This window comes from Oceanibaculum indicum P24 (assembly GCF_000299935.1).
In the GTDB taxonomy this organism is placed as follows: Bacteria; Pseudomonadota; Alphaproteobacteria; order Oceanibaculales; family Oceanibaculaceae; genus Oceanibaculum; species Oceanibaculum indicum.
Map to the genome: position 1 here is coordinate 308,404 of NZ_AMRL01000001.1, position 15,085 is coordinate 323,488.

Annotated in this window: 14 protein-coding genes; 1 reads left to right on the forward strand and 13 read right to left on the reverse strand. The window is 66.2% G+C overall.

All coding sequences use genetic code 11. The features are described from left to right. Positions 1 to 91: 91 nt before the first annotated feature. The 6 genes from P24_RS01405 to P24_RS01430 form a co-directional block, all read right to left on the reverse strand. Complete coding sequence (locus P24_RS01405) at positions 92 to 907, reverse strand: phosphodiesterase (protein WP_008942898.1); 816 nt, start codon at positions 905 to 907, stop codon at positions 92 to 94. A gap of 20 nt (positions 908 to 927) precedes the next feature. Next, positions 928 to 1,968 (reverse strand): ABC transporter ATP-binding protein, encoded by a 1,041-nt coding sequence (locus tag P24_RS01410; RefSeq protein WP_008942899.1) that lies wholly within the window; start codon positions 1,966 to 1,968, stop codon positions 928 to 930. 2 nt (positions 1,969 to 1,970) lie between these two features. Then, positions 1,971 to 2,762: an ABC transporter permease gene (locus P24_RS01415; RefSeq protein ID WP_008942900.1), complete on the reverse strand. Its 792-nt coding sequence runs from the start codon at positions 2,760 to 2,762 to the stop codon at positions 1,971 to 1,973. 4 nt (positions 2,763 to 2,766) lie between these two features. Continuing rightward, positions 2,767 to 3,591, reverse strand: a complete 825-nt coding sequence (locus P24_RS01420; RefSeq protein ID WP_008942901.1) for an ABC transporter permease — start codon at positions 3,589 to 3,591, stop codon at positions 2,767 to 2,769. 73 nt (positions 3,592 to 3,664) lie between these two features. Continuing rightward, positions 3,665 to 4,687, reverse strand: coding sequence for an ABC transporter substrate-binding protein (locus P24_RS01425; protein ID WP_008942902.1), 1,023 nt, complete (start codon positions 4,685 to 4,687; stop codon positions 3,665 to 3,667). Next, complete coding sequence (locus P24_RS01430) at positions 4,684 to 5,751, reverse strand: LacI family DNA-binding transcriptional regulator (protein WP_008942903.1); 1,068 nt, start codon at positions 5,749 to 5,751, stop codon at positions 4,684 to 4,686. Before P24_RS01430 ends, P24_RS01425 begins: the two co-directional genes overlap by 4 nt. Positions 5,752 to 5,959: 208 nt before the next feature. Between P24_RS01430 and P24_RS01435 the strand changes: the two genes are divergently transcribed. Beyond that, positions 5,960 to 6,424 carry an AAC(3)-I family aminoglycoside N-acetyltransferase gene (locus P24_RS01435; RefSeq protein ID WP_008942904.1) on the forward strand — a complete coding sequence of 155 codons (465 nt, stop codon included), beginning with the start codon at positions 5,960 to 5,962 and terminating at the stop codon, positions 6,422 to 6,424. 96 nt (positions 6,425 to 6,520) lie between these two features. On the opposite strand, the gene P24_RS01440 is transcribed toward P24_RS01435, so the two are convergent. Genes P24_RS01440 through P24_RS01470 form a run of 7 tightly spaced genes read right to left on the reverse strand, consistent with a single transcriptional unit; the run spans position 6,521 to position 15,071 of the window. Next, positions 6,521 to 7,147, reverse strand: a complete 627-nt coding sequence (locus tag P24_RS01440; RefSeq protein ID WP_008942905.1) for a hemerythrin domain-containing protein — start codon at positions 7,145 to 7,147, stop codon at positions 6,521 to 6,523. Then, positions 7,144 to 7,473, reverse strand: coding sequence for a hypothetical protein (locus P24_RS01445; RefSeq protein WP_008942906.1), 330 nt, complete (start codon positions 7,471 to 7,473; stop codon positions 7,144 to 7,146). Before P24_RS01445 ends, P24_RS01440 begins: the two co-directional genes overlap by 4 nt. A gap of 9 nt (positions 7,474 to 7,482) precedes the next feature. Further along, on the reverse strand, positions 7,483 to 8,340 hold the full coding sequence (locus tag P24_RS01450) for a peptidylprolyl isomerase (RefSeq protein ID WP_008942907.1): 858 nt from the start codon (positions 8,338 to 8,340) through the stop codon (positions 7,483 to 7,485). Between the two features lie 13 nt (positions 8,341 to 8,353). Beyond that, entirely contained in the window at positions 8,354 to 9,055 is a 702-nt protein-coding gene (narI, locus tag P24_RS01455) for a respiratory nitrate reductase subunit gamma (protein WP_008942908.1), read from the reverse strand. Positions 9,056 to 9,088: 33 nt separating this feature from the next. Then, positions 9,089 to 9,784 carry a nitrate reductase molybdenum cofactor assembly chaperone gene (gene narJ / locus P24_RS01460; RefSeq protein WP_008942909.1) on the reverse strand — a complete coding sequence of 232 codons (696 nt, stop codon included), beginning with the start codon at positions 9,782 to 9,784 and terminating at the stop codon, positions 9,089 to 9,091. Further along, entirely contained in the window at positions 9,784 to 11,310 is a 1,527-nt protein-coding gene (narH, locus tag P24_RS01465; RefSeq protein ID WP_008942910.1) for a nitrate reductase subunit beta, read from the reverse strand. Before narH ends, narJ begins: the two co-directional genes overlap by 1 nt. Beyond that, on the reverse strand, positions 11,307 to 15,071 hold the full coding sequence (locus P24_RS01470) for a nitrate reductase subunit alpha (RefSeq protein ID WP_008942911.1): 3,765 nt from the start codon (positions 15,069 to 15,071) through the stop codon (positions 11,307 to 11,309). The genes narH and P24_RS01470 overlap by 4 nt, the downstream gene beginning before the upstream one ends. Positions 15,072 to 15,085 lie beyond the last annotated feature (14 nt).

Sequence of the window (15,085 nt, forward strand, 5' to 3'; positions counted from 1 at the left end):
CGGAGGATTCAGCCGGGATTCCCAGCCAAATCCTGCACTCGGCCCCGATGGTAGCCGAAGGGACTTCAACTGGAAACCATGGTCCGCGCGTTCAGGCTGCCGGTGAACCGTCCCTGAACAGGTAGGGACCGTCGAAGTCACCGATATAGCTCTGATGGGTGACGAGGCCGGCCGGCGTCCAGCTGTGCAGGTGGATGGCCGGCGGCTCCATGACGAAGGCGGACGGGCCGCCGGGCCGCAAATCCATCGCCACCTGATGCGCCGGGCTGGGCGCAACGCTGACCGGCGTGCCGTGCCACACCGCCTGGATCGGCCGGTGCAGATGGCCGCACAGCACGCGCTGGACCTGGCCGTGCTGGCTGAGAACCTTGCCCAGCGCCTCCGCGCCCTGCAGCAGGCCGATCCTGTCCATATGCGCGATGCCGGTCGGGAAAGGCGGGTGATGCAGCATGACCAGCGTCGGGCGCTCGGGCTGCTCGGCCAGCCGGTCGGCAAGCCAGCCCAGCCGGCCCGCGCACAGCTCGCCATGGCTGCGGCCCGGCGTCACCGTGTCCAGCGCCAGCAGGCGCAGCGGATGTTCCTCGATGGCGTACTGAATCCAATCCCCGCCCTGCGCAAGATAGGCATGATCCGGGAAGCCGGCGCGCAGCGTGCCGCGCTCGTCATGATTGCCCGGCATCAGATAGACTGGCATCGACAACGGCGCCAGGATGTCGCGCAGGATGGCATATTCCCCGGCACTGCCTTCATCCACCAGATCGCCGGTCATGACGACGATGTCCGGGCGCGGCTCCATCGCGTTCACATGCGCCACCGCGCGTTCCAGAAAGGCGGCGGTATCGACCCGGTTATAGGCCGGCTTGCGCTCACGGGTGATATGGGTGTCGGTGATCTGGGCGATCAGCATGTCTCGGTCCTGGTTGGAAATTAATCGGAAAGCGGGATCAGGGCGTCGGCATCGAAGGTCAGGCGTACAGCATCGCCGGACGCGATCTCGATGCGGTTGGGTACATCGGCAATCAGCGGTTCCGGCGCTGCGCCCCCGACAATAAGCCGCTGGCGGTCGCCAAGGAAGAAGGCGGAGATCACCGTACCGGTCAGGGCAGCCATGCCCTCTTCCGCAAGCCGCAGCGATTCCGGACGCAGCGCCGCTTCGACCGGCCCGTCCGGGCCGGCCCAGGGCAGGTTGCCGCCGGGCAGTTCCAGCACGCCGTTGCGCGCCGTGCCGGACAGCCGGTTCATGGAGCCGATGAAATCGGCGACGAAGCGGTCGGCGGGTTTCAGATAGATATCGCGCGGACGGCCGATCTGCGCCACCCGTCCCTTGCTCATGACGACGATGCGGTCGCCCAGCGCCATCGCCTCCGCCTGATCGTGCGTCACATAGATCGCGGTGATGCCGAGGCGCCGCAGCAGCCGGTCGATCTCCAGCCGCAGATCCTCGCGCAGCTTGGCGTCCAGCGCCGTCAGCGGCTCGTCCAGCAGCAACACGCGCGGCTCCACGGCCAGCGCCCGGGCCAGCGCGACGCGCTGCCGCTGGCCACCGGACAGCTGGTCGATGGGCCGGTCGGCCAGCTCCGTGATGCGCATCATCTCCAGCATCTCGGCAACACGGCGGCGACGGTCGGAGTCCGGCACGCGCCTGATCTTCAGCCCATAGGCGATATTGCCTGCGACGCTCATATTCGGGAATAGCGCATAGGACTGGAACACCATGCCGACATTGCGCTTCTCGATGGGCAGCGCCGTCACATCCTCATCGCCGAACAGGATACGTCCGCCGGCATCCGGCATTTCCAGCCCGGCGATCAGCCGCAGGGTCGTGGTCTTGCCGCAGCCCGAGGGGCCGAGGAATACCAGCGTCTCGCCGGCATTGACCTCCAGGTCCAGCGGCTCCAGCGCGCGGGTGCCATCGGGAAAGGTCTTGGCGCAGCCGGCCAGGCGGATACGGGTTCCGGTCATTGTCATCTTTAGGTTTCCTTGCGCCGGCGCGGGCGCGACAGGGCCTGCATCGCCAGCAGCAGCGGCAGGATCATCACGAAGAAGATCAGCGTATAGGCGCTGCCGATCTCCAGCCGCATTGAGGCGTAGCTGTCGGCCAGCCCGACCGGCAGGGTCTTGGTCAGCGGCGTGTGCAGCATCCAGGTCAGGTTGAATTCACCGATGGACAGCGTGACCACCATCAGCGAGCCGGCGAGGATGCCCGACCGGCAGTTCGGCAGGATCACGCCGAAGAAACGCTGCGGGAAACTGGCGCCCAGGCTGCGCGCCCCCTCCTCCAGCGTCTTCAGATCGATGGAGGACAGCACCGCCAGCACGGCGCGGATCATGAACGGCAGGGTGAACAGCACATGCCCGACCAGGATGAAGGCAGCGCTGGTGCGGAATTCGCGGAAGCCGCCATAGGCGATCAGCAGCGCCAGCGCGGTGGCGAGGCCCGGCACGGCGACTGGCACCACCAGCAGTTCCTCGATCAGCCGGGTCAGCCGCGACGGGCGGCGCGCCAGCGCATAGGCCGCCGGCACGCCGAGGATAAGGGTGCAGACGAGGCAGGCCAGCGCCAGCCCCAGCGACAGGGCCAGCGTGTCGGCATAGAGGTCCAGCACCTGCCACACCCAGCGCAGCGTCAGGCCGCTGCTGATGCCCTGAAAGAAATTCGCCGTGACGCCGGCCAGCATCGACATCAGCACCGGCACCACCAGGAAGGCCGCGACCAGCAGAGTCAGCGCCAGTTGCACCGTGAACAGGAAGGGGCGGTTCATCGCCTCACCCCGCCGCCGCAACGGAACTGCCGGCCGCCGTCCGGGCCAGCGCCAGCACCGCCCAGGTGATGAGGCCGAGAATCAGGCTCAGCGCCGCCGCCATGGCGATGTTCGCGTGCAGCGTGAACTCCGTATAGATCACCATCGGCAGCACATCAATGTTGGTCGCCAGGGTGAAGGCGGTGCCGAACGCGCCCATCGAGGTCGCGAAGCAGATCGCGCCCGACGACAGAAGCGCCGGCAGCAGGCCGGGCAGGATGACGTCGCGGGTAACGGCGAAGGTGGAGGCGCCCAGCGAGCGCGCCGCCTCCTCCAGCCTTCGGTCCAGCTTCCCGGCGGAGGCCATGACGGTCAGGATGACGCGCGGGATGGAGAAATAGAGATAACCCAGGAACAGCCCCGCCATCGAATAGGCGAAGACCAGCTTAGAGCCGCTCAGCGCCTGGGTCAGGTCGCCGATCAGCCCCTGCCGTCCGGCCAGCATGATGACCAGGAAACCGACCACCACGCCGGGAAAGGACAGCGGCAGCGTCATGATGCCGATCAGTACGGCACGGCCGGGGAAGCGGTTGCGTTCCAGGAACAGGCCGCACACCGCGCACAGAACCAGCGTCGCCAGCGTCACCCCGGCAGACAGCAGCACGGTGGCGATCAGGCTTTCGCGATAGCGCGGGTTGGTCAGGATCGCGGCATAGGCCGACAGGCCGTCCGGCCCGGTTCCCGCCGCCAGCGCCAGCCGGCCGATGGGCAGCAGGAAGAAGGCGCAGAACACCAGCAGCGCCGGGGCCAGCAGCATCGCCAGCAGGAAATTGTCGCGTTTGTCTGACATGGAGACCGGTTCCGGACGGAAAAGGCGATGGCGGCGGGGCTGGAGCGGCCCCGCCGCCGCGGACGCACGGTCCTTAGCGGACTTCCGCCAGATAGCGGGCGCCGAAATCCTTCTGCACCTCGGCCATCTTGGCGTAATCGACCGGCTTGGCGCGGGCATAATCGGCCGCCGGCAGGAACTTCGCCGCCGCTTCCGCCGACATGGCGCTGGCGCGCACCGGGCGCAGGAAGGCGTTGGCCCAGATCGCCTGGCCCTTGTCGGACATCACGAAGTCCAGCACCTTCTTGCCGTTCGCCTCGTTCGGCGCACCCTTCACCAGGCTCATGACATAGGGCACCACCACCGAGCCTTCCGCCGGGATGACAAAGGCGACATTGGCCTTGTCCTTGTACTTGGCGCGGTAGGCGTTGAAGTCGTAATCGATCAGGATCGGAATCTCGCCGGACAGCACGCGGGCGTAGGAGGTCTGCTTCGGCACGATCGGATCGTTCTTCATCAGCTCCTTGAAGAAGGCGATGCCGGGGGTGAAATCCTCCAGGCTGCCGCCCATCGCGCCATTGATGGCGACGGCGCCGGCATAACCGACAAAAGCGCTCGACGGGTCGAGATAGCCGACCATCCCCTTATAGTCCGGCTTCAGCAGATCCTTCCAGGAGGTGGGCACCGGCTTGCCGCCCAGCGCATCGACATTCACCATCAGGCCCAGCGTTCCGGAATGGATGGTGAACCAGTTGCCCGCCGGGTCCTTCAGACCTTCGGGAATCTCGTCGAAGCCGGCCGGCTTATAGGGCTGCACGACGCCTTCCTTGGCCGCCTGGATGCCGAAGGACACGCCGTAATAGGCGACGTCGGCGACCGGGTTGGCCTTCTCGGCCAGCAACTGCGAGAGGGTCTGGCCGGAATTCTTGTTGTCGTGCGGCACGGCGATGCCAGTGTTCTCCTTGATCGCCTTCAGCTGCGAGGCCCAGTCCGCCCATTCCGGCGGGCAGTTGTAGCAGATCGCATTGCCTTCGGCGGCGGCGGGCTGCCAGGCGGCGGCCCCGGCAATGGCGGTAACGGCCAGCGCGGCGGCGGCCAGGATATGGCGGGCACTCATGAACTCTCTCCTTCTGTGGCGGTTGGGCGGAGCGGGATGACATCCGCCCGGCGGACAGACGACGGCGGTGCCGCCGATTCGCCGGGCCGGATCTGGTGCGGCAGGATCATCTGGCGCGGATTGGCGCCAGCGCCGAGACGGCCGAGCAGCTGCGCGACCGCCTGGTGCCCCATCGCATGGCTGGGCTGGACCAGCGAGGTGAGGCTGGGGCTGGTCAGCGCGCTGAGCGTGATGCCATCGAAACCAGTGACGGTGACGTCGCGCGGCACCTCAAGTCCCAGCGCGCGGCAGGAGCGAATCGCCGCCAGCGCCAGCAGGTCGGTTGTGCAGACCAGGGCCGTGGGAGCGGGACGGCCGCTGAACAGCCCGGCCAGCAGCGGTGCCATCTCGGTATCGTCGAACCGCACTTCCAGCAGCAGGCCAGGCGGGAGGCCGGCTTCGCGCAGCGCATCGGCAAAGCCCTCGAAGCGCAGCCGCGACCGGTCCGATGCGGTGAAGGAGCCGGCGATCATGGCGAAGCGCCGGTGGCCGAGGCCGATCAGGTAGCGCACCAGATCGGCCATGGCGCGGCGGTTGTCGATGGTCACCGCCGGGCGACCGCCAGCATCCGGCTGGTTATAGACCAGCACATAGGGCACGCCCTCGGCATCCAGCATCTCCAGCGTCTCATTCTCCGCCGCATCGGCGACGGTGAGCACCAGCCCCTCGACGCGGTTCGCCAGCAGCGCCTCGACAGCGCTGCGCTCGCGAGCCGGATCGTAATCGGTGGCAGCCAGCAGCGTGGCATAGCCCGCAGCACCCGCCGCTTCCTGACAGCCCTGCACGGAATCGGCGAAGACCGGGTTGAACAGCGAGGGCACCAGGATGCCGATAGTGCGGCTGCTGCTGGTCTTCAGCTGGCGGCCGATGGCGTTCGGGCGGAAGCCGATCTCCACCATTGCCGCGCGCACCGCCTCGGCCCGGTCGGCAGCCACCGGCCCGGTGCCGTTGATGACCCGCGACACCGTGGCGATGGATACGCCGGCCACACGGGCAACATCGCGGATGGTGGGCGTCTTGCGCATGCGGCGGCGGTCCGGTCTCCGGTGAATGACCGGCACACCATGACAGCGCCGTGTGACGCCACGGTTACAGCGATGTAAACGTTTTCATACAAATGCCAGGGTGCTGTTCGTCATGCCACATTCCTGCTTTCCAGCGTGCCGCGCTTGTCACATGGAAACGGCACGCCAACATGCGACTATTCAGGGCCTGAAACACGGTAAGCAAACGATGATTGAAATTCAGCGACTGGCAGCAGGAGACGAAGCGCTTTTTCGAAAGCTGAACATCGTTTTTGCGGCGGCCTTCGACGACCAGGAGAGCTATGCGGCCAAGCCGCCTTCCGACGCCTATCTGACGGGCCTTCTGTCCAAGGATCATGTGTTCGTGCTGGTCGCCGCAGATGCGGGCGAGGTGGTCGGCGGTCTCGTTGCCTACGAGCTGGAAAAGTTCGAACAGGAACGCAGCGAGATCTACATCTACGATCTGGCGGTCACCGAGGCGTATCGCCGACAGGGGATCGCCACCGCGCTGATCGGGAAATTACGGGAGATTGCGGCTGGGCGCGGGACATGGGTGATCTATGTCCAGGCCGATTATGGCGATGACCCCGCTGTAGCACTCTACACGAAGCTGGGCACGCGCGAGGATGTGATGCATTTCGACATCCCGGTTCAGAAAACTGCCACAGCCTAGGGTGCCGCCAGGTCGTTGACTCAGCGGCGTTAATTCTGAGCGGAAGATCGCGACACCACCGAGACTTGCAATCGCTCGCGCCTTCCTACTGGTTTTCTATTCACGGAACACCGTGTCGCCATGGGCATCAGAACCACCGCCTCTGGAAAACTGGCGAGCCGGGCCCACCTCCTCAGGCGCAAGCAAGATACCCCGCCGTGCCGCCATGCGCCCGCCCAGCGCCGTCAGGTCAGTAGACGACAGCCGCTGCCGGGCGAGCGGCATGACGACGGCATTTTCCAGCGCCAGATGCCGGCGCTGGGATGCCGCGAAACGGCTCAAGCCGGCCCGCAGCGGCGCGTCCAGCGCGTCCTGCCGGCTGTCCAGCGCGGCCTGCAACCCGGCGACGATAAGGCCGGCATGCGCGCTATCCTCGGCGTGCTCGGTGGAGAGCTGCCCCAGCACCGGCTCCAGCTGGTCGCCCGGCACGGCGCGGCGGCGCAGCAGCGGGAACAGATCCTGCTCCTCGTCGATCACATGGATCGCCATGTCGGTTTCGATATGCGCCAGCACCTCGCGGGCGATGCCGGCCTCGAAGCGCGGACGCGTCGCCAGCCGGTCGAGCAGGCTGCACAGCACCCGCTGGCGCAGATGATCGGCCAGGATGAAATCCAGCGGCGAGGCCAGAAGGTGCGCCGGCAGAGCCGCAAGATAGGCCTCCGGCACCGCCGCCAGCGTGCTCATGGCCGGCGTCCGCCGGTTGGCGGCACCCCGGTTGGCGGCGCATGCTGCGCGGCCGCATGCTCCACCGCCTGGCGCAGGATCGCCTCCAGCGCGGCAAGGCCGGGATCGGGCGACTTCCCCATTACCCCGACGATCTGCAGCCAGCGATCATCATCGGCATGGTCCATGAAGCCGCACACCAGCGCGGCGACATAATCCGGCGTATCCAGCCCGGCGGCCTCCGCTGCCGCCTCGACGCGCCGGGCAAGCTCCGGATCCGGCAGCAACGCAAGAGCCGCCGCCGCGACATCGGGCCGGTGAAGGTGCTGGATCAGATCGCCGAACATGAGGCGCCCCTACTGTACAAGCGGCGTCGCACTGGCACCGAGATCGACGCCGGTGATCTCCGCCTGCCCTGCCAGAATCGACACATATTGGGCCGCCGCCCGGCGCCAGACCGCTTCCGCCAGATAATCCGCGATCTTCTCGCGCACCGCCTCGAACGGCACCGGGCGGCCCTCGATACAGCGATCCAGCCGGATGACATGCGCGCCGTAGGGGGTCTCCACCGGCTCGGCCGACATCCCGCCCGGCTCCAGCCGGGTGAGCGCCGCCTCGAAGGCGGGCGTGGTGTCGCCGGGGCCGATCTGGCCCAGCGACCCGCCGACCTGGCCGGACGGGCAATCGGACAGCGCCTTCGCCATGTCGGCGAAGCGTCCGGGCTGGCCCTTCAGTTCGGCGATGGCGCCGCGCGCCTTCTCGACCGCCCCGGCAAACGCCGTCTTGTCGCGACGGTCGGCGGCGAACAGGATATGCGCCGCCTCGTATAGAGCCGGGCTGCGGAACCGCGCCTGATTCTGCCGGTAATAACGCAGGCAGCTTTCCTCGTCGGGCACCGGCAGGCTGAGCGCGCCTTCCAGTAACATGCGCTGCGCCGCTTCCTGCTCCGTCTCGCGGCGGCCTTCATCGTCGGTCAGCGGTTCCGCCACGATGCCCTGGCGCGCGGCTTCCTGGCTCAGCAATTCGCGGATAGCCAGCGCCCGCACCGCCTGATTCCAGGCCGTATCGGGATCCTCGGACGGGTGGTTCTGCGCCTCCTGCGCGATGGCGGCAGCGGTGATTTCCACCCCGTTCACCGATACCGTGACCGGGGCGAAGCGCCGGCGCGGCGCAGCACCGGGCTTCGGGGCGGGTTTCCGTTCAGACATGCTCATGCTCGCCTCCTCCTCAGACCGGCCGCGCGCCGCCGCGGGTGCGCACGATCTGATAGCCCTGCCGCCCCAGATACCAGACCGGGGCGCTCCAGACATGCACCAGCCGGGTGAAGGGGAAGATCAGGAAGACCGTCATCCCCAGCAGCAGATGCGCCTTGAAGATCAGGTGGACATCGGCAACGTAGGTGGCGGCGTCCGGCCGCAGCGTCAGGATGCCCTGCGCCCAGTTCATGAACTTCACCATCTCCTCGCCATCGAGATGGCCCAGCGAGATGAAGATCGTCGCCAGCCCCAGGACCAGCTGGGCATAGAGCAGCAGCAGCACGGCGATGTCGCCGAAGCTGGAGGTGCGGCGGATGCGCGGGTCGAACAGCCGGCGGTGGATCAGCAGGCTGAGCCCGATGAAGCAGGCCACCCCGGCGATGCCGCCGACCACGATGGCCAGAATCTGCTTGGCGCCATGGCTGATGCCGATGGCATCGAATATCCAGATCGGCGTCAGCAACCCGCCGGCATGGCCCAGGAAGATCACCAGAATGCCGACATGGAACAGGTTGGAGCCCCACATCATCTGGCGCCGGCGCAAGAGCTGGCTGGAGCCGGTCTTCCAGGAATATTGCTCGCGGTCGAAGCGGATCAGGCTGCCCAGCAGGAACACGCCGAGGCAGAGATAGGGGTACCAGCCGAACAGGATGTGATTGAGCGTCGATTCCATCGAAATCTCTCCCTCTTCCTCAGGCCACCGGGCTCAGACCGCCGGGGCGGCCGGGCTGCGCCGGGCGGCGCGCACCTGGGTCTTTATGCGGGTAAGCGAGCAATCGTCGGTCATCTCGCCGGGACCGAAGGTGACGGCTGCCTCCTCCCACTCCTTATCGAGGGCAGCCAGATCGTCTGGCATCACGTCGCTGGCCGCTGCCTCGGCCGCTGCCCGGGGGTCTGCCCGCACTGAAGACAGCGATTCCAGCGCCGCGAAGACCGGGGCATAGAGGCTTTCGCGCTTTTCCAGCCGCTGCCGCAGCACGGCCAGGATGTGCACCGTCTCGCCCAGCAGCGCCACCGCCTCGCCCTGCGGCAGGGTGGACAGGAACTCCAAGAACAGCGGCAGGAAGTCCGGCAGTTCGTTGGCGACGATGAAGAAGCCGTGCCGGTCATAGAGCTGGGCCAGATCGACCAGCGCCTGCCCGCGGTCACGGCTCTCGCCATGCACATGCTCGAACAGGTGCAGTGACAGGCTGCGCGAGCGGTCGAACAGCAGGACATAGCGCTCCTGCAGATCGTACAGCTCCGCCGTCTCGAAGCCGCTGAGCAGGGGCTCCAGCGCGTTCAGCGCGCGCCGGGACACCTGCCCCTCCGCCGCCAGCACCGCGCGGATATCCGGGATGGCGGCGACCAGTTCCTCCGACGGGTAGGTCAGCAGGGCGGACAGTGCCTTGAAGCTTTTCATCACCGCACCTCCATCGGGGTTTTCGCCTTCGGCTTCTGCGGCGCGCCGAACAGGCTGGTGGCGGTCTGGCCGTCGGAACAGCCATTACCGAAGGAGAAGCCGCAGCCGCCGCGCAGCTGGTAGGCGTCCTCGCTGGTCTCGCGATGCGCGGTGGGGATGACGAACCGGTCCTCGTAATTGGCAATCGCCATGATCCGGTACATCTCCTCGATCTCGGCGCCGGTCAGCCCGACCTTCTCGGCCAGCCGCTCGTCGAGCATGCCGTCCACCGTCTTGGCCCGCATGTAGGCGCGCATCGCCAGCATGCGCTCCAGGCCGAGTGCCACCGGCGCCTCGTCCCCGGCGGTCAGCATGTTGGCGAGGTATTTCAGCGGGATGCGCAGCGAGCGGACATCCGGCATAGCGCCATCCACTCCCATCTGGCCTGCAGCAGCGGCGGACTGGATCGGCGACAGCGGCGGCACATACCAGACCATCGGCAGGGTGCGGTATTCGGGATGCAGCGGGAAGGCGATCTTCCAGTCCATCGCCATCTTCCAGATCGGCGAGCGGCGGGCGGCCTCCAGCCAGTTTTCCGGGATGCCGTCGGCGCGCGCCTGCTCGATCACCTTCGGATCGTTCGGGTCGAGGAACAGGTCGAGCTGGGCCTGGTAGAGGTCCTTCTCGTCGGCCTTGCTGGCCGCCGCCTCGATACCGTCGGCGTCGTACAGCAGCACGCCGAGATAGCGGATGCGCCCGACGCAGGTTTCCGAGCAGACGGTGGGCTGGCCGGCCTCGATGCGCGGGAAGCAGAAGATGCACTTCTCCGATTTGCCCGAGGACCAGTTGTAATAGATCTTCTTGTAGGGGCAGCCGGAGACGCACATCCGCCAGCCGCGGCACTTGTCCTGGTCGATCAGGACGATGCCATCCTCCTCGCGCTTGTAGATTGCCCCCGACGGGCATGCCGCCGCACAGGTCGGGTTCAGGCAATGCTCGCACAGGCGCGGCAGGTACATCATGAAGGTGTTTTCGAACTGGCCGTAAATCTCCTTCTGGATGCCCTCGAAATTCACATCCTTGGATCGCTTGGAGAATTCGCCGCCCAGGATTTCCTCCCAGTTCGGCCCCCATTCGATCTTCTCCATCCGCTCGCCGGAGATCAGCGAGCGCGGCCTGGCCGTCGGCATCGCCTTGGATTCGGCCGCCGTCTGCAGATGCCCGTAATCGAAGGTGAAGGGCTCGTAGTAATCGTCGATTTCCGGCAGGTCGGGATTGGCGAAGATCTTCGCCAGGATGCGCCATTTCGGCCCGATCTTCGGCTCGATCTTGCCGTTGGCCTTGCGCCGCCAGCCGCCGTTCCAGACCTTCTGGTTCTCCCACTGCTTGGGGTAGCCGATACCGGGCTTGGTCTCGACATTGTTGAACCAGGCGTATTCCATGCCCTCGCGGCTGGTCCAGACGTTCTTGCAGGTGACCGAGCAGGTGTGACACCCGATGCATTTGTCGAGGTTCAGCACCATGGCTATCTGAGCGCGGATTTTCATTCTGCCGCCTCCTTGGCGTTGGTGTGAGCAGGGAACGGAGCGGCAGTGTCGAGCGGCTGTTCCAGCCAATCGACGCTGCTCATCTTGCGGACCACGACGAACTCGTCGCGGTTGCAGCCGACCGTCCCGTAATAGTTGAAGCCATAGGATTGCTGGGCGTAGCCGCCGATCATGTGGGTCGGCTTCAGCACCGTGCGGGTGACCGAATTGTGGATGCCGCCACGCTGACCGGTGATCTCCGAGCCCGGCGTGTTCACGATCTTCTCCTGCGCGTGGTACATCAGCACCATGCCAGGGTTGATCCGCTGCGACACCACGGCCCGGGCGGTCAGCGCGCCGTTCGCATTGAACAGCTCGACCCAGTCATTATCCTCGATACCGGCCTGCCGGGCGTCGGTCTCGCTGACCCAGATCACCGGGCCGCCGCGATTCAGCGTCAGCATCAGCAGATTGTCGGTATAGGTCGAGTGGATGCCCCATTTCTGGTGCGGCGTGATGAAGTTCAGCACGATCTCGGGGTTGCCGTTGCCGCGCTTGCCCTTCACCGGCGCGATGGTCTTCAGATCCACCGGCGGCTTCCAGGTCACCAGCTCCTCGCCAAAGGCACGCATCCAGGGGTGATCCTGATAGAGCTGCTGGCGGCCGGTCAGCGTGCGCCAGGGGATCAGCTCATGCACGTTGGTGTAACCGGCGTTGTAGCAGACCTTCTCGCTCTCCAGCCCCGACCAGGTCGGCGAGGAGATAATCTTGCGCGGCTGCGCCTGCACGTCGCGGAAGCGGATCTTCTCGTCCTCCTTTGGCAGGGCCAGGTGCGTGTGGTCGCGTCCGGTTGCCCTGGACAGCGCGTCCCAGGCCTTCACCGCGACCTCGCCATTGGTCTCCGGCGCCAGCATCAGGATCACCTCGGCGGCATCGATATCGGTCATGATCCGGGGCAGGCCCTTGGTCGGCCCTTCCTCGGTGACGGCGCCGTTCAGCGCCGCCAGATGCGCGACCTCATGTTCGGTGTTCCAGGAGATGCCCTTGCCGCCATTGCCGATCTTGGTCATCAGCGGGCCAAGAGCGGTGAAGCGCTTGTAGAGGTTGGGATAGTCGCGCTCGACCACCGTCACCTGCGGCATGGTCCGGCCGGGGATCGGCTCGATCTCGCCGCGCTTCCAGTCCTTCGCATCATAGGGCTGGGCCATTTCGCCCGGCGTGTCGTGCAGGATCGGCGTCAGCACCACATCCTGCTCGACGCCCAGCACCTCGGACGCCACCTCGGAGAAGCTCCTGGCGATGCCACGATAGATGTCCCAGTCCGAGCGCGATTCCCACACCGGATCGACCGCCGCCGACAGCGGGTGGATAAAGGGGTGCATGTCGGAGGTGTTGAGGTCGTTCTTTTCGTACCAGGTGGCAGTCGGCAGCACGATGTCGGAATAGACGCAGGTGGTGGACATGCGGAAATCCAGCGTCACCAGCAGGTCCAGCTTGCCCTCCGGCCCGTCCTCGTGCCAGACGACCTCCTGCGGCTTGGCGCGCCCTTCCTGGCCCAGATCCTTGCCCTGCACGCCATGCTGCGTGCCCAGCAGATGCTTCAGGAAATATTCGTGGCCCTTGCCGGAGGAACCCAGCAGGTTGGAGCGCCAGACGAACAGGTTGCGCGGCCAGTTCTGCGGATCGTCGGGATCGTGGCAGGACAGCTCCAGCTCACCATCCTTCAGCCCCCTGGCGATATAGTCCTTCGGCTCCATCCCCGCCGCCTTGGCCTTGGCCGCGATGGTCAGCGGATTCACCTTGAGCTGCGGCGCGGAGGGCAGCCAGCCCATCCGTTCGGCACGGACATTGTAGTCGATCAGGCTGCCCGACCAGTCGCCCTCCGGCGCGGTCGGCGACAGGATTTCGCCCACCGACAGCGTTTCGTAGCGCCACTGATCGCTGTGCGCGTACCAGAAGGAGGTGGAATTCTGCTGGCGCGGCGGGCGGCCCCAGTCCAGCGCGAAGGCCAGCGGCTGCCAGCCGGTTTGCGGGCGCAGCTTTTCCTGCCCGACATAATGCGACCAGCCGCCGCCGGACTGGCCGACGCAGCCGCAGAACACCAGCATGTTGATGACACCCCGGTAGTTCATGTCCATGTGGTACCAGTGGTTCATCGCCGCGCCGATGATGATCATGGAGCGGCCATCGGTCTTCTCGGCATTGGTGGCGAATTCGCGCGCGACGGTGATGATGGCGTCGCGCTTCACGCCGGTGATGTTCTCCGCCCAGGCCGGCGTGCCGGGCACATCCTCGTCATAGTCGCTGGCAACATGGTTGCCGCCGAAGCCGCAGTCGATGCCGTAATTGGCGCACAGCAGGTCGAACACGGTGGCGACCTGCACCTCGCCGTCCTTCAGCGCCAGACGGCGCACCGGCAGGTTGCGCTCCAGCACCTCGCCATGCTCGGTCTTCACGAAATACTCGGTCGCGCGGCCGCCGAAATAGGGGAAGGCAACAGAGGCAATCTCGCTACCCTCGCCGGCCAGGCTGAGGCGCAGCTGCGTGTCTCGACCCTTGCCGTCCTTCTCCTCCAGGTTCCACTTGCCCTGCTCGCCCCAGCGATAGCCGACAGACCCCAGCGGGGAGACGATCTCGCCCGTGGCCTCGTCGATGGCGACGGTCTTCCAGTCCGGATTGTTGGCCTCGCCCAGCGCGCCCTCGAAATCGGCGGCGCGCAGCATGCGGTCAGGCACCAGCCTGCCATCCTTCTCGACCAGCTTCACCAGCATCGGCATGTCGGTGTATTTCCGCACATAGTCGCGGAAGTAGGGCACCTGCCGGTCGAGGTGGTATTCGCGCAGGATGACATGGCCCATCGCCATGGCCAGCGCTGCGTCGGTGCCCTGCTTCACGTTCAGCCAGATATCGGCAAACTTGGTCGCCTCGGCATAGTCGGGGGAGACGACGGCGCTCTTCGTGCCCTTGTAGCGGACCTCCGTATAGAAATGCGCGTCGGGGGTGCGGGTCTGCGGCACGTTGGAGCCCCAGACGATGATGAAGCCCGCATTGTACCAGTCGGCCGATTCCGGCACGTCGGTCTGCTCGCCCCAGGTCTGCGGGCTGGCCGGCGGCAGGTCGCAGTACCAGTCGTAGAATGACATGCACACCCCGCCCAGCAGCGACAGGTAGCGCGAGCCCGCCGCGTAGGAGATCATCGACATGGCCGGGATCGGCGAGAAGCCGATCACCCGGTCGGGGCCATAGGTCTTCGCGGTATAGGCATTGGCGGCGGCGACAATCTCGTTCACCTCCTCCCATTTCGCGCGCACGAAGCCCCCATGGCCGCGGATGGAAGTGTAGGATTTGCGCTTCTCCGGGTCCTCGACAATGGAGGCCCAGGCGGCGACCGGGGTACGGATCATCCGTGCCTCCCGCCACAGCTTCAGCAGCCGGCCGCGCACCAGCGGATACTTCACCCGGTTGCCAGAATACAGGTACCAGGAATAGCTGGCGCCGCGCGAACAGCCCCGCGGCTCATGGTTCGGCAGGTCGGGCCGGGTGCGCGGATAATCGGTCTGCTGGGTTTCCCAGGTGACGATCCCGCCCTTCACATAGATTTTCCAGGAGCACGACCCGGTGCAGTTCACGCCATGCGTGGAACGCACGATCTTGTCGTGCTGCCAGCGCTTGCGGTAGCCCTCCTCCCAGCTGCGGTCCTCCGCCGTGCGGATGCCGTGCCCGTTGGAGAAACTATCGACGTTCTTCTTGAAGAAGGTTAGGCGATCGAGGAAATGGCTCATGGCTATACGCTCCG

Excerpts from the sequence above, each read along its gene's own strand:
- narH (WP_008942910.1), bottom strand. The coding sequence starts at position 11,310 with ATGAAAATCCGCGCTCAGATAGCCATGGTGCTGAACCTCGACAAATGC.
- P24_RS01410 (WP_008942899.1), bottom strand. The coding sequence starts at position 1,968 with ATGACAATGACCGGAACCCGTATCCGCCTGGCCGGCTGCGCCAAGACC.
- narJ (WP_008942909.1), bottom strand. The coding sequence starts at position 9,784 with ATGAAAAGCTTCAAGGCACTGTCCGCCCTGCTGACCTACCCGTCGGAG.
- P24_RS01450 (WP_008942907.1), bottom strand. The coding sequence starts at position 8,340 with ATGAGCATGTCTGAACGGAAACCCGCCCCGAAGCCCGGTGCTGCGCCG.
- P24_RS01430 (WP_008942903.1), bottom strand. The coding sequence starts at position 5,751 with ATGCGCAAGACGCCCACCATCCGCGATGTTGCCCGTGTGGCCGGCGTA.
- P24_RS01405 (WP_008942898.1), bottom strand. The coding sequence starts at position 907 with ATGCTGATCGCCCAGATCACCGACACCCATATCACCCGTGAGCGCAAG.
- P24_RS01420 (WP_008942901.1), bottom strand. The coding sequence starts at position 3,591 with ATGTCAGACAAACGCGACAATTTCCTGCTGGCGATGCTGCTGGCCCCG.
- P24_RS01435 (WP_008942904.1), top strand. The coding sequence starts at position 5,960 with ATGATTGAAATTCAGCGACTGGCAGCAGGAGACGAAGCGCTTTTTCGA.
- P24_RS01470 (WP_008942911.1), bottom strand. The coding sequence starts at position 15,071 with ATGAGCCATTTCCTCGATCGCCTAACCTTCTTCAAGAAGAACGTCGAT.
- P24_RS01425 (WP_008942902.1), bottom strand. The coding sequence starts at position 4,687 with ATGAGTGCCCGCCATATCCTGGCCGCCGCCGCGCTGGCCGTTACCGCC.
- P24_RS01415 (WP_008942900.1), bottom strand. The coding sequence starts at position 2,762 with ATGAACCGCCCCTTCCTGTTCACGGTGCAACTGGCGCTGACTCTGCTG.
- P24_RS01445 (WP_008942906.1), bottom strand. The coding sequence starts at position 7,473 with ATGTTCGGCGATCTGATCCAGCACCTTCACCGGCCCGATGTCGCGGCG.
- P24_RS01440 (WP_008942905.1), bottom strand. The coding sequence starts at position 7,147 with ATGAGCACGCTGGCGGCGGTGCCGGAGGCCTATCTTGCGGCTCTGCCG.
- narI (WP_008942908.1), bottom strand. The coding sequence starts at position 9,055 with ATGGAATCGACGCTCAATCACATCCTGTTCGGCTGGTACCCCTATCTC.